Origin of the sequence: Candidatus Nitrosocosmicus sp. FF01, from assembly GCF_047711275.1 — an archaeon.
Classification (GTDB): Archaea; Thermoproteota; Nitrososphaeria; order Nitrososphaerales; family Nitrososphaeraceae; genus Nitrosocosmicus.
This window is the reverse complement of record NZ_JBLNIG010000001.1, coordinates 220,056-233,500: the sequence shown is the minus strand read 5'-3', so window position 1 is coordinate 233,500 and position 13,445 is coordinate 220,056. Positions and strand designations below refer to the sequence as shown.

Below are 13,445 nucleotides of genomic sequence, written 5' to 3'. Positions count from 1 at the left end.
CTGATTGTACATAATCTCTAGTCTTTCTCATCATCTTTATCCAATTTTTCATCAATTTTTCTCTGCATTTCTTTATATTTTTTATATTTTTTATCCCATTTTGAAAGTACAAACCACTGTCTGATTCCTATTCCCAACCATACCAAAACTACCATCACTGGAATTAATGGCAAATATCTAAACGACGGGTTAGAGTTGGACCTGTCTTCCCATGGAGCGGTTTTAGCAGTTCCTCCTACATTGTTTGTTTCTTCACTTTGATTGATGTTACCGCTTATAACTCCGTCATTACTACTACTACTACTACTACTAGCAGCACCGCCATCACCACTACTGACACTACTACTTCTGTTAGCATCCATACCTGCACTTCCTCCATCGTCTTCCCTTATCCTGTCATTTGTCCACCACCATCTCCCACCATTAATGCCATTTTGATTGTCATCATAATCATTATCATGAAACGGAAAACCAAATAGTACAAATGATAACATAAATGCTATAGGCGGAATAATCATAATTGTAAGTAACATGATTATAAACAACTTTTTTGTTTTGTTTAGTTGATCGATTATTCCATCCATTATGAAGAAAATACTAGAGTCTGATCTTTCCTTATCATCGTTATTAGGTTTAGATTTACTCAAATTACTCTCCTCCTTTCTCCTCTTCTTTTACTTTTTCATTTCTTGGAAATAATTCCTCATATGGTGCAAGAATTTCGTTTAAAATCGATCTTCCTCTTTCTGAAATTTTGTAGTTGATTATGATTTTACTGCCCCATGTTTGTTCCATTCGGGTTATCAAATCTTTGTAGACCATATCATCCAAAATCTCTTTGTGTTTCACATTATTCAATCCACAATAGCTCATGAGCTTGCTTTGATTGATTTCACCATATTCACAGAGTTTCAAGAGAATATCCTTCCTGATAAATATTCGGTCACGGTATTCATGAACCACAATGAATCAATTAATCATTATATCTTCAACTTTGTACCAAAAATGTTTATTCGATCCAAGGACGACCAAATTGTATTTCGAAATGTAGTTCTGTTGCTGCTGACAAATGAAAATAAAAGGTGATTTCATATATTATGTATGTTTGTATGAAAGCTAATAAAATACCTTAGGTAACAAAGTTACATCTCATAGGTCCAAAATGGTTAATATACCTGAAAAGAACGGTTACTGAATGACAAAATCAGGAAAATCACTATCAATCGAGACTGGGAAATTTAGAAAATCAGCAAGATATTTAGTATCAATTACAATTGCAGTAACGCTAATATTTTCTACTCTTATGGGCATATCTACAGCCGTCACTACTTCCGGTGCGAATAATCTGGTATATGCACAAGGCAAGTCCACTGACACTATTAATGCCTCAAAAATAGTAAATGCATCGATGGATGACGTATGGAAAATAATTTCTGACCTGGATAGTAATCCGAATTACTGGCCTATTACAGTGGTAGATATTATTAACGACAGCAATAGTAGAGTTGAGCGAGAAGTTACCGTGCCCGCTCCCCCTTTCATGGACAATAAAGCTCTTCAGATAATAGAAATCAATCCAGAGCAGTATAAGGTCATCGAAAATCAAACTCAGGGGGCAGTTACTGGTGTAAAGACTATAAGCCTCTATCAGGTAGGAGGAGATGCTAACAAAACTGAAATCAACATTCTCTGGAATTTGGAATTGTCCAATATACCAAGCATAGGGCAAGAATTTGCAAAGAATGGTATTAGCAATTCTGTAAATGAGGCTCTTGACAAAATTGAAAATGACCTTCTTTGATAACTTCATCGATCTTGATGAAGAAAATTAGAAAAAATGGTCAATTCTAAAATATGGGATAGAGATCAAGAAATATTCAATCTGTTGCTATCTCCTCCTGATCATCTCATTTTTTTTATCTTTCCTTAATGTTTTGTGCTGTTTTAGGTTAGACAAATGCCATAATAAATTCTCCACCTCCGACCATGGCCTACTCTCGTTTAGATAGCAGTTCCCCGCAACCACTTTATTATCGATGTGTATGTTTTAATTTCACTTCCTAATCTAAGATATGGACCTAAGATTCAACAATGTTCAATTTTTATGTTACTTGTGAACTATTCAATTCAATTCAGTGAATTTGTTCCCGATAAACTTCTAAATTTAATATAGTTTATTTACATTATTATAGTCATGATGCACTGTCCCCATTGTTCTTTTGCCTTTCAACCTCAAATGGAAAAAAGATGGCGATGGAACAAAAGAACAAAAATGAATTACGAAATTTATCATCAGTTTTGTCCTGGATGCCAGCGACTTGTACTAGGCGTATATGAATATTCAGATGAAGTTACATCTCTAAGGGAGAATGAGATCATGGATAAATTAAAACTCTTAAAATTCTAATTTTTTTTTAGATTCCTGATTGAATTATGATATCCGTTAATCATGTTGAGAAATATGATGTTCAAAAATCCTCATATGTCAAAAATATGTTAAGATTGCAAAATTTTGCAATTTATAGCCAAAAAGTATGTTATATTTGGATCGTGAATTATTTACCCAAATAGTGGACCATATAGATTATAAATGATGATCAGAATAAAATATTAGGGTATGGAATGTCCCCGCTGCTTCTTAGAAATGCAATTGAGTGTCAAAAATAATGAGGAGGTATGCGAATGTCCTGGATGCGAGGGGTTGTGGTTAGATGCAGAGATAATTGGGAATATATTCGACTTGAGTATGGAAAAAGAATGTGATTGTAATATGAATAGTGTCGAGCAACCCGTTACAAAAGATCTTCCAAACGAAACGGATTATTACTTTTATAAGAAACCATTTACTGAAAACGCGAATCCTGATGAAGTAGTTGGTTTTGAATAAGCCGTCGTTAATTAAATGTTATTTACGTATTATAGTAACAAAAATTAATTAGATTATTTTCTAATCAATCATACCTACCTTTATCGAATGGATCAATTATGGTCCAATCAGAAGAATTACTCTCGTATTCTTTTATGGGCGCACTTGGATCAAAACCGGGTTGATTAAACTCGGTAGTGTTTCCTATGGTATTATTCAGTGCTTTTTCTTGTCCTACTGTTACGTTATCTTCTGTAAATGTCATATTTCCCTTTCCGGGCAAAAAAGATACATCTGCATTGCTGTCTGACTGACTATCAAAAACTCCTCCTGGACCACTAGAAGCGTATACACTCACACCGATTGCTGCAATTAATGGAGCAATTAAAACCAAAAGCAAAATTCTAAACATATTATTGTTTGTGCATAAATTATTAAATAGTTAGGTATTTTGTTGAATGAAAATATTATTGATATAAAGATGGGTTGATACTTTATTGATCTGGATTTGCTTTTTCTTGATAAGGGTTGGAGGGAGAATCTTTACAAATTAATAAATAACATCAGTATAAATTCTTCCGCGATCCAAAGTTTATTTTTGCATAAAGGTATCGATTATCGGTTAAGTTTATCAAAACAAGATGATGTCAAATGCATAATCGCGTTGTATAATTCAGAAATAATAAAGGCTGTTGATCCTTCTGTGATAACCTAATGCGTTTACAAACCACAATATCTGCTCATTCGATTGCCAAATTATGAATCTCTCTTAGAGTCAGAAATACTCAACAATCAAGCAATTTCTTTTTAACAATCGGAATATCGACTAGATCAAAATTTAAAGCTTCATTAATATGAATATACTAGAATGTTATTACATTTTAATACCACTATTATTTTTCTATGACAATAAACTCTGTATCAACTCATATTGTCTCATGAACTCTAATCCTTTTTGAGAAATGGTGTAGTGAGGAACTTCATTATGGTCCATACTTGACAGCAAGGTTCTGTCTGTAACCTTTCTGACCAATTCGCAGGAGAAGAGAATTGATATCACGGTTTTGTTAGTTGTAATCCTGTATTTTGTTAATGGACCGTGGTGGTTATTCAGATAAACAAGTGCATCATAAAGAGAATCATAATAACTTTTATGCTTTTTTAATTTAGTTTTATAATCTCTTATTATCACTGGCATGATTCAATTAATCATATTTATTATAGTCAATAAATTTTAAATCCTTAGTGTAACTAAAATAGACAATAATGTTATGTAGTAATCATACAGAATATTCTTCTATATTGTAAAAGAGAATAAAGTGAAAAGAGCAATAAGTTAAAACCAAACTACAAAGTTCCTAATGATTTGTCAATCAATCTAAAAAGTATGAACAGTTACAAATGCCTTATGGTAGTATGAAGCTACACAAAATAATGTAACAGGATTTTGTAGACTTTGTTGTGAATGATCTACGAACTCTGCTAGATACTATCATCGGTTTAGCTGAACATCTTAGAGACAAAACCACAAATTTTGATCGAAAAAATTTTAGATGCAACTCGAATTGACTGCAAATTTCATACTCTCAAAATAACACAATTTAGTATCAATCAACTAATCCTGTATGTGGTACGGTAGTTCAAAAATAATATTAAAAAATCTGCAAATACCCTGTGCTTTGAGTATTATAATAACTTGGGCAACACAAATTATGCAATAAATGCAGATAGTGTAAAAATTAGGGCATATAATAAGTAGTCTAATTTAAAATACTATAAAGTTTCGATCAGATAAGGTATCTTGTGTATTCAGATGTATTGAGCAGAAGGAATTGATTAGAGGTGCGAGTCGATCCAAAAGGAATAACTCATCTATTGTTGTTCCTATTTTAGACTATGGTAGAGGAATAGATTCTGAAATCCTTCCAAGGATTTTGCCAAATTTGATTCAAAATCCTGTAGTATAACAGGAATAGGATTGTATTTCTCTAAAAATATTATGAAAGCATATGGAGACAAGATTTGGGCAATAAATAATTTAATGGGGAGGAGCTACTTTTAGTTTTAGTTAGGCTAAAGTTAATTTTATATAAATTTGCAGTTGAATTTGGAATTCCTTAAGAAACAGATATGATCAGGTATCATATCCTCATTTTGCTATTATTACATCGACTGCTGATACTACTGCTGGAAGTAGTCAAACTACTTACGATCCTTCTTTTTTGAACTTGGGGAAATCTCTATTTTCCACCTTCATCCTTCTTAAATTGACTCCTTTTTCAGCTAAAATATTAACGTATAAAAACAATTATTCTCAGTATTTAGATATGAGTCAAAAAGATAATGAACAAATTGATGCATCTTTGCGAAACCTCTTTGAAGACAAAAATCTTGCTTTCGTTGCTACGATTATGAAAGACGGATCTCCACAGATAACTCCTACGTGGGTGGACATAGACAACGACAACCAAATTCTTATCAATACCGCAGTCGGGAGAATAAAACAGAAAAACGTGGCACGAGATCCCAGAATTGCTATATCAATTGCAGATAAGAATAACCCCTATCACATGGTCACTGTTAGAGGAGAGGTAGTCGATCAAATTACTGGGGAACTGGCAAATGAGCATATAAATAAAATGGCCAAAAAGTATCTAAACAAAGATAAATATCCCTTTAGCACTCCGGGCGAAAAAAGAATTCTATTTAAAGTGAAACCTACAAAGGTCGGTTCTATGTAAAAAGTTTCAATATCAACAATAAAAAATTTTTTTAATTTTTTCAATCAACTATCCATGTAATTTTTCATACTATTGCTGCAAAATAAATATCATGAATCAGCGTAGTAAAACAGGTTGTGCATTTACACGCGTTCGAAATAACGTATATGGTTTCATACGTAAATCTTTTCCCCTGTTATAGCGGGCTTGACGATGTAACTGATTAGCAGTGACATATAAGTATCCATCAGTTGCAAGAGAAAGAGTATCTGGCCACAACAATCGCGTGTCATACACTATCGTTTCCCACACTTTATTATAGTAATTAAGCCGAAGGATTGCATTATGCTCATAATTGGTTGAGTATATATTCCCTTCAGAGTCTGATTCTAGGCCATCTGATGCACCACCTCTGTCACCATGATGATGGACAGTTTTTGCCACCTCTTCTTCGGAAAAGTCTCGATTGGCCAATGCATCAGTTTCAACACTAAATAAACTACGGCTTCCAAGTGGACAGTAAAATATTCGAGATCCATCCGAACTTATGGCTATGCCGTCTGCACCCATATTAGCACATTGTTGAATAGTTCCATCAGGCTTGTGTTCCAAAAATGGCCTTCCTTCCACTAGGGGAAGAAAAGTTTGAATGTCCTCCGCTTTGGTAGAAACGTGGTCATTTAACCGACGCCAGCTTTCTCCTGTTGCAAGATCAACAACAATTAGTCCATTTGAACCTTTCTGAGAAGAATCTGTGATAAACGCAAATCCTTCGTTTCCTCTTCTGAGATCAAAACGAATATCATTGAGATAGGTAGTTGGAAGTGCAACTGTTTGAGGAAAGAGAATTTTTTTTATTACTTGATTTGTGTCTAAATTTATGCAAATCAATTTCGGACCTCCAAATTCTGTTGGCTTAAATAGCGGACTACCAGTATCAAGTATCCATAAACGATCTGCTGGATCTACTACTACAGATTGTACAGATACTAAGGTTGACGCCTGATCTTGCTCGTCCGTTTCGTTTATTTCTTGATTAGGATAAGCAATGGTTTGGCCATCTCGAATTTCTGCTACTGTAAACTTGACGTCGTCACCCCATTTTGGAAAATTTACAAAAATTCTTCCTGTATGTGATACTGTCACCCCTGTTGGCATGGCATCATCAAAAAAAGCAACCGGTTCTAAAGCACCTTGCGGTCGGGAGGTTGGTAGTTCATGAGCCGGTATGCCATCAGATTTTACCGGTGTTGCAGTTGAGCCGGCTTTTCCTGACGCAACATTGTTTTTCATGCTTATCTAGGGATAACATCCCTGAAATACCCTAGCAAAATAATAAAACTATTGGTAACGCCTTTCATGTTTAATGCCCATTTCAAGTAGATCTGATTTTGTTTGGATAGTCTTATACAAATCCCGGCTCTGTTCATTTAACGATAAGCCTATAGCTTGAAGATGTCCTATTTCTTTTATGATTATCAGAAACAGAACACCTTCAAAATATGTGTATTATGGGTTGCATTTGTATTTTTCAGGTCTATCTTTAAGGAAAACCTCTGAAAGATTATCTGAGCTGTATAAACGAAATCATGTTTCTATTTGGAACTGGATTCAAAAGTACCAGCCCAAAAAGTTGCAGTCAACTAGAAGAAAAGTCCTAGAGTATATAGTAGATGAGACTATGTTAAAGGTAGGTTCCGAGTTAATCTGGCTGTGGGTCGCAATTGAGCCTGACAACAGGCAAATTCTCGCACTATCTGTATCTAAGGAGAGAAACATGTTTGTTGCTGAAAGATTCATTTCAGGTTTAGTCAAGATTCATGGGAAGCATCCAGTTTCTACTGATGGTGGAACATAGTACCCAATGGCTAATAGATTCTTGAATCTTAATCATCATATTCATTCTCCTCTGGAGAAAAGCCTTATTGAAAGAACTATGCAATACATAAAGGATAGGACCGAGATATTTCGATGACTACTTTCCCTGTCAGAGTAAAGAATTGTAAACTGAAACATGTGACGGAATTGGCTACGGTCTCTTTGTCAGATTATCATAACAAGGAGTTAAAATCAGTTAACTGAACACAGCCCAAATCCCCTATTGATCATGTTTTAAGTCTAAAGAAGACAACCTCAAAATGTGTTGTTGATTTATTTGAGTTATTATATGATACATACAATATCGAATATTCTCGGAGACCAGTAGTCGATATTTTGTGACTAGTATCTTCAAAAGATACCACTTAGACTATTTAATATCTAAATCCAAACGAGTGCTCTAATCTTATGTAAGGTTATTTAATGCTTTTTAATAAAAACTGTAATTTTTCCATTTTTGATCAAAGAATAGATCTCTATATCTACTATCAATTAAACAAATGTCATTTAAGCAAGGCAGATAAATGTCATATCAAACTTGATCCAAATCAAAATAATGATGCTTTCTTGAACCATATCTATTGTGGTATACCAAAGCTAAAGGTACATCCCCTCATGTCATGATTATTCTTAGCCCAAATTCTACCTCCATGAGCCTCAATAATTTTTTTACACAAATACAATCCAATACCAGCACCATAGTACCGAATCAGAGGCAAATTTCGTAAATAATCGTGCTAGAATTTCTGGTTTGAGGGATTCTCCGTCATCAGTTACGTTTAATTCTACTACATCTTTAGAATGGATTCTTTTCTCACTCATTGTTAGTATTATTTTTCCTCTGTTCCTAACAAATCTCATAGAATTGTCGATTAGATTTTGGATTACCTGACTCATCCTAAATTTGTCGGCGAATACAAAATACTCTTTGTCAAAATTTCGGTATTCAAAAGTTACAACCCTGTTGTATTCAATGTTGTTAACAAAGTCTATAACGATGTATGTTACTAATTGATTGAGACTAAATTTTTCTTTATTTAGGTAAAGTATATTACCTTCGAGTCGCGTTATATCTAATATGTTTTCAGATAACCTGTGAAGTTTTTTTGCATTAGATATGGCAATACGCAACAAGAAGTTTTGATCGTTATTTTTGATTTCATTCTTTAGAATTTCTGTAATCCCTAAAATCGATTGCAAAGGGGTACGTAACTCATGAGCCACCAAATCCATAAATCTGCTCTGCATTTTGCCTTGGCCTTTTAGTTTTTCATGTGCATCCTTAAGTCGTTTATGTATTTCTGATTGATTCCAAAGGTTATTGAAAATCGCAGTAATAGTTTCAGATGTCTTGATACTTTCAACAAATACGGCCATTCCCAATGCCTGTGTAAATTTTTGTTGATTATCGTCTACTACTTCCCACATAACCGTAGTCTTGTTATCAAAAACTAGGATCCTATTAAACGATGCCATTGTCGGTTCAAGATCCTTGAATACAATATTTTGATATTTAGATTTTATTTTGTTCGTTTCATGTGCATTCTCCGAGTCCGGAATAGTTAAAACTCTTAGTTTAACCCCTTTAAACCCTAGTTCATTTAGCATTCTAAAGCCACCCTCCAGCTCAGAGCGATAAAATCCATTTGTAGAAGGAAGTAGAATGAGAACCTCCTTTTTGGCCAATGCAAATAATTCATAAATTCTGTGCATTACATCACTTGAGTCGTATACTATGTCGATTTTATCGTCTGTTTCATTTTCTATCTCGTTTATCCTTGCCTCAAAATCCATTCCATTTTTCCAAAGTTTTTCAAATATCATGCTATAGAAACTCAGATTTGCTTGATCATCATTTAGAAATAAATTGTCCATTACCATCCTGCCGTCATTAATTCTTTCAATCGTTGATGCAAAAAACCGATCTGATATAGCAAAATCAAAAGCTGGTTTCTCATGGATATGGCGTATCTTTAATCCACTTTTAGCAAGTGATCTTACTAGATCTATATCATTTTTGTTTCTAATCGATGTTAGCCACCTAACCCCTCCATGTTTGCCACTTTTTTCCTTTGCTACAATTGAATTGAAATTTTCAAAGTAATCTTGAAATTCAAATAACATTCCACCAATTGATGAATAAATACAAATGAATTCAGAGTTATCTACAAAATAAGATAGTTTATCTGCAATTTTCTTATCGATTTTAAATCTTGATGCTGATGTAGCAGGAGTAGTAATAGTAACAAGATCATTTAAATCGAGGTCATTGACTGTACCTTCATTTTGAGTTTTATAATAAACACCGTTTGAAAATAATGCTTCAAAAAAAGTATGTGAGGCTGACAAGAGGTCTTCACTATTGCTGTAAGTACCATTTAAGATAATTGTGCCGGATGTGTTGCAATTGAGTTTAATATATTCTGATTCTGAAGTTGCAATTATTCCTCTGATGTTATCGAGTTGTTTTATTTCTGTAAATGAATTAAGAATAGATTGAAAATCAGGATAGTTTTGTATAGGGCTTTTGATAATGCCTCTAATGACACCACCTTGTTTCTTTAGTTGTTCGCAGAGTTCCGAGAATTCTGGGCAAGAACCTAACAGTATTAAACCATCTACGCCCACCACGATGTCTAGTCTTGATTTAACATTTCTAATTAACCCGTACAGGCGATCGAGAGCATTTTCATCGTTTTGAATAGTTTGAACATTATCGCCCATCGTCAAAATTATTCATATTATGGTGAAACTTATATTTATGGAATTCTATTACTAATTTAAGAATCAGACTTTAATGAGTGTCATTAAATCAAATTTAAATCTGATAATCGAAATCTGTTTCTATAATACAAATCCATTTTTAAAATCCAACTCAAAATAGTAATATAATGAACTACTAGAATGAGTTGGCAACTGATGAAAATAAAAAAAATTATTCATATATTTCACAATAAATCAAAGTTCGCTTTGTTGGTGGCACCAAAAGAAGTTCAGATACACAAAGATGTAACTTGGCCTCATTTTACAGAGTTCTTTTTAGATCTCTTGTATGGTTATTTTACGCGGTTGAGTTAGACAATAATTCTACAGATTTGTCTAGATTGGCATTTATCTCATCGATATGATCTTGTAATTCTTCAACTGGCACTCGGTCTAGGATCATCTTGCGCAATTCTTCTCTCATTTGAATTTCAGTAGTTTCCATTAAAGGCCTGTCTATTTCAGCTAATTGACCCTCTACATACTCATAGTTATCTAGATAGGCCGTAGTTGCAAGCTCTTCTGCTCCTGTATAATTCTGATTGGTATATTCTATAACTGTTTGATTCAATAGACCTCTTATTACAGAAATAAATTCAAGTGGAGTTTCTGGTTCGCCTGTTCCACTTGATGTGACATTATTTGCTGCTTGCGCATGAACACTTGGTAAAACCGTTAGTGTGTCCCATATCATAACTATAGATAACAATGAAAATAAAAACAAATTTGTTACGGTCTTTTTTGTAAAATTCATAGTGTATATAACTGAAATATTTTGGTTTATTAAATTATGATGTTCATTATAATATTTGAGAATCAGGTGACTAGTCTAAAAATGTAAGAGAATGATTGGTAACGATAAAACGGTTTCTCATCTGACATTCTTCCAAATCTAATTTGGTTTTGGATAATTTTGATTGATTTGATTATCTAAAGCCTATTTGGATTAATAAACGATATTAGATAACTTGTTTCTGCTAGGTCCATAAATACTTGCGATATATCCCTCTATATTTTTGAGCTTGTCTATTCTTGCTGTAAAGCTATACTTCTAATCTATGGTCCCCTACTTTTTCAAGATCTTCCCTGGAAAATAAAGGAAGGTATCTCTAACTACTTTTGTAATGCACAAGGTGGCGGGTAAATTGTAACCATCATCCAATAAGTCAATATCCGTTAAACTATATGGGCACCAAATATTCAAGCTGAGTTTGTCTTTGTAAAAATTTGTATTGCCTGGTCGTTTATTTGCGCCTAAACAATCAAAGAATAGAAATTGAAAACAACTTGTGTGGACATTAAAGATCGTTTTATTTCGTTCGTTTAGCACAGAATTTTTTTGTCAGCGGGAAGGTCTTCTTCACTGTTCATGTGTTGATGAAATTAATTTTATCTATGGTAAAATACTATGTTTCATAATTTTTAGTGATATGCATGAGTTATGTACGTGACGATAAAAATTATACAGATCCAAGTGAATCAGGGGTAGACTCGTCTGTGCAAAGAGTAGGTGATCTGACAAATGAACCGCCAATTAACGAAGCAACCAACAAAACCATTGTGTCTAAGCTTGCAAACTTGCTTGAAGATCTCAAGTTTCCAGCTACAAAAGAGGAGATTTTGGATCACATTAACAGAAAGTCACCATCTATGGGCAATAGAATAAACGATGTATTTGAAAGTGTTCAAAATAATCTTGAAGAGGGAATTCAATATGAGAATACATACCAAATTGGACTAGCATCAAAATTAGTAGAGGCCAATGAAGTTTGAAAATTTCATGAATTCATAAACTGATTACCAACCGATAGGTTAGACTAGTGATCTAAACTAGTTAGTTTCTCTTTAGAAAACAATCTCAATAGTAACAAAACTATTTTAAAAAATTCTATTTAAGATGAACAATGGTTAATAGTCACTAATAGTTAATTCAAGTCCCTTACATATAGAATAAACGCCCTCTTCCTTAGAACACTGGAAAAAGAAGAGCCTGTTCTACTAGGGTTTGCTTATCTTTTTATTTTTATAGAATCGATATGAAAGTCCTCCTATTATGCCACCTACGACGATAATTGCGACTAGATCAAATACAAAAGAATATTCCTCATATAGGTTGCTCCATACATCGCCTATGAAGAAACCGATTGTTGTTAAAAATGTGCACCATACAAATGAACCTGCAAAAGTAAAAATAACAAACGTAGATAGTTTCATTTTTTCAATTCCAGCGGGAATAGAGACTAGTTCTCGAATTCCTGGAGCCATTCTGCCAAAAAATACAGCAGCTGAACCATGTTTATCAAACCATTTTTCAGATTTTTCTAGCTCTTTTTCTCCAATTCCAATGCGATTACCAAGTTTAAGTATCGCCACTCTCCCTATTCTTCTTGATATATAGTAAATTATTAATGCACCACAGGTTGAACCCCCTGCCCCTGCCATTGACATACCAATAACACCTTCTATAAACCCCAAATGTTTCGTAAATGCGGTAATGCCTGCCAAAGGAAATATCAATTCACTGGGAATGGGTGGGAAAAGATTTTCTACCAATGCAGCAGTAAAAACTCCTACATATCCATACTCTGCTATCCACGATGTAGTAATATTTACTATACTCGGTATCAAAGAAAGATCAGAATAAGGGTTAACATTTTCAATGCCGGACGGGTTGGCATGTAGTAAGCTTGTATCCGTACCGCGCAATTCAGTAACTGCGAAAGTAATGTTGTCTAATAAAGTGACATAGATTAGTAGAGAGAGAGTTAAAATTCCTGCAGAGGCTGAAATATACCGCATTTTGTCTTAGTTGATTGTATGAATTTTGGTTCTTAAATTAAATCTACCAATACAAAATAAATCTGAATCACAATAGTCTCTTATACACACAATGGTCTTTGACTCATACAAAATATTTTCTGGAATCAATATGTTATTCTGTATCTAATATACTATTTAACAATCTTGTCCACTGATTTCTTTCAAAATCTATTCAATGATTTGGATGATTACTTTAGACTACTTCATAAACAAAAAATAAATCTTTATTATCCCGAAATCTATCGGGAATCTACTACATTGAAAATAATATAAAACGGACCTAAGAGTCATTTATGTATATTTGCTGAGCTTAATTATTAAAACAACTGTAGATTCATTGACTAGTTTAAAAAAGAATTATTACCGATCAGTTTATTATTTTATTGGTTAATTACTAT

General features: G+C 33.6%; 15 protein-coding genes. 6 read left to right on the top strand and 9 right to left on the bottom strand.

What is annotated here, in order from left to right; translation table 11 throughout:
- Positions 1-17 precede the first annotated feature (17 nt).
- A complete protein-coding gene (locus ACMT7R_RS01240) occupies positions 18-647 on the bottom strand; it encodes a hypothetical protein (RefSeq protein ID WP_415309622.1) in 630 nt (209 codons plus the stop codon).
- 1 nt (position 648) lies between these two features.
- Positions 649-915 carry a hypothetical protein gene (locus ACMT7R_RS01235; RefSeq protein WP_415309621.1) on the bottom strand — a complete coding sequence of 89 codons (267 nt, stop codon included), beginning with the start codon at positions 913-915 and terminating at the stop codon, positions 649-651.
- A 280-nt stretch (positions 916-1,195) separates the two neighbouring features.
- Here ACMT7R_RS01235 and ACMT7R_RS01230 point away from each other — a divergent pair, with 280 nt between their 5' ends.
- Together ACMT7R_RS01230 and ACMT7R_RS01225 are read left to right on the top strand one after the other, a co-directional pair.
- A complete protein-coding gene (locus ACMT7R_RS01230) occupies positions 1,196-1,801 on the top strand; it encodes a hypothetical protein (RefSeq protein WP_415309620.1) in 606 nt (201 codons plus the stop codon).
- Positions 1,802-2,617: 816 nt separating this feature from the next.
- The gene (locus ACMT7R_RS01225) at positions 2,618-2,887 is read left to right on the top strand and encodes a zf-TFIIB domain-containing protein (protein WP_415309619.1); all 270 of its coding nucleotides are present in this window, start codon (positions 2,618-2,620) and stop codon (positions 2,885-2,887) included.
- 64 nt (positions 2,888-2,951) lie between these two features.
- Here ACMT7R_RS01225 and ACMT7R_RS01220 read toward each other — a convergent pair whose 3' ends face one another.
- Positions 2,952-3,278, bottom strand: a complete 327-nt coding sequence (locus ACMT7R_RS01220; RefSeq protein ID WP_415309618.1) for a hypothetical protein — start codon at positions 3,276-3,278, stop codon at positions 2,952-2,954.
- 489 nt (positions 3,279-3,767) lie between these two features.
- The gene (locus tag ACMT7R_RS01215; protein WP_415309617.1) at positions 3,768-4,064 is read right to left on the bottom strand and encodes a hypothetical protein; all 297 of its coding nucleotides are present in this window, start codon (positions 4,062-4,064) and stop codon (positions 3,768-3,770) included.
- Positions 4,065-4,698: 634 nt separating this feature from the next.
- On the opposite strand from ACMT7R_RS01215, the gene ACMT7R_RS01210 reads away from it, so the two are divergent.
- Complete coding sequence (locus tag ACMT7R_RS01210) at positions 4,699-4,833, top strand: hypothetical protein (protein ID WP_415309616.1); 135 nt, start codon at positions 4,699-4,701, stop codon at positions 4,831-4,833.
- Positions 4,834-5,193: 360 nt separating this feature from the next.
- A complete protein-coding gene (locus tag ACMT7R_RS01205; protein ID WP_415309615.1) occupies positions 5,194-5,607 on the top strand; it encodes a PPOX class F420-dependent oxidoreductase in 414 nt (137 codons plus the stop codon).
- 96 nt (positions 5,608-5,703) lie between these two features.
- On the opposite strand, the gene ACMT7R_RS01200 is transcribed toward ACMT7R_RS01205, so the two are convergent.
- Complete coding sequence (locus ACMT7R_RS01200) at positions 5,704-6,879, bottom strand: L-dopachrome tautomerase-related protein (protein WP_415309614.1); 1,176 nt, start codon at positions 6,877-6,879, stop codon at positions 5,704-5,706.
- 178 nt (positions 6,880-7,057) lie between these two features.
- Here ACMT7R_RS01200 and ACMT7R_RS01195 point away from each other — a divergent pair, with 178 nt between their 5' ends.
- Positions 7,058-7,444 (top strand): DDE-type integrase/transposase/recombinase, encoded by a 387-nt coding sequence (locus ACMT7R_RS01195; protein WP_415309613.1) that lies wholly within the window; start codon positions 7,058-7,060, stop codon positions 7,442-7,444.
- A 598-nt stretch (positions 7,445-8,042) separates the two neighbouring features.
- On the opposite strand, the gene ACMT7R_RS01190 is transcribed toward ACMT7R_RS01195, so the two are convergent.
- The 3 genes from ACMT7R_RS01190 to ACMT7R_RS01180 all read right to left on the bottom strand — a co-directional run bounded on the left by ACMT7R_RS01190 (position 8,043) and on the right by ACMT7R_RS01180 (position 10,981).
- Positions 8,043-8,141: a hypothetical protein gene (locus tag ACMT7R_RS01190; protein ID WP_415309612.1), complete on the bottom strand. Its 99-nt coding sequence runs from the start codon at positions 8,139-8,141 to the stop codon at positions 8,043-8,045.
- The gene (locus tag ACMT7R_RS01185; RefSeq protein ID WP_415309611.1) at positions 8,134-10,188 is read right to left on the bottom strand and encodes a histidine kinase dimerization/phospho-acceptor domain-containing protein; all 2,055 of its coding nucleotides are present in this window, start codon (positions 10,186-10,188) and stop codon (positions 8,134-8,136) included. The genes ACMT7R_RS01190 and ACMT7R_RS01185 overlap by 8 nt, the downstream gene beginning before the upstream one ends.
- Positions 10,189-10,525: 337 nt before the next feature.
- The gene (locus ACMT7R_RS01180) at positions 10,526-10,981 is read right to left on the bottom strand and encodes a hypothetical protein (RefSeq protein ID WP_415309610.1); all 456 of its coding nucleotides are present in this window, start codon (positions 10,979-10,981) and stop codon (positions 10,526-10,528) included.
- Between the two features lie 680 nt (positions 10,982-11,661).
- On the opposite strand from ACMT7R_RS01180, the gene ACMT7R_RS01175 reads away from it, so the two are divergent.
- A complete protein-coding gene (locus ACMT7R_RS01175) occupies positions 11,662-12,000 on the top strand; it encodes a hypothetical protein (RefSeq protein ID WP_415309609.1) in 339 nt (112 codons plus the stop codon).
- A gap of 225 nt (positions 12,001-12,225) precedes the next feature.
- Here the strand turns inward: ACMT7R_RS01175 and ACMT7R_RS01170 are convergent, their stop codons facing one another.
- Positions 12,226-13,026: a DedA family protein gene (locus ACMT7R_RS01170; protein WP_415309608.1), complete on the bottom strand. Its 801-nt coding sequence runs from the start codon at positions 13,024-13,026 to the stop codon at positions 12,226-12,228.
- Positions 13,027-13,445: the final 419 nt, after the last annotated feature.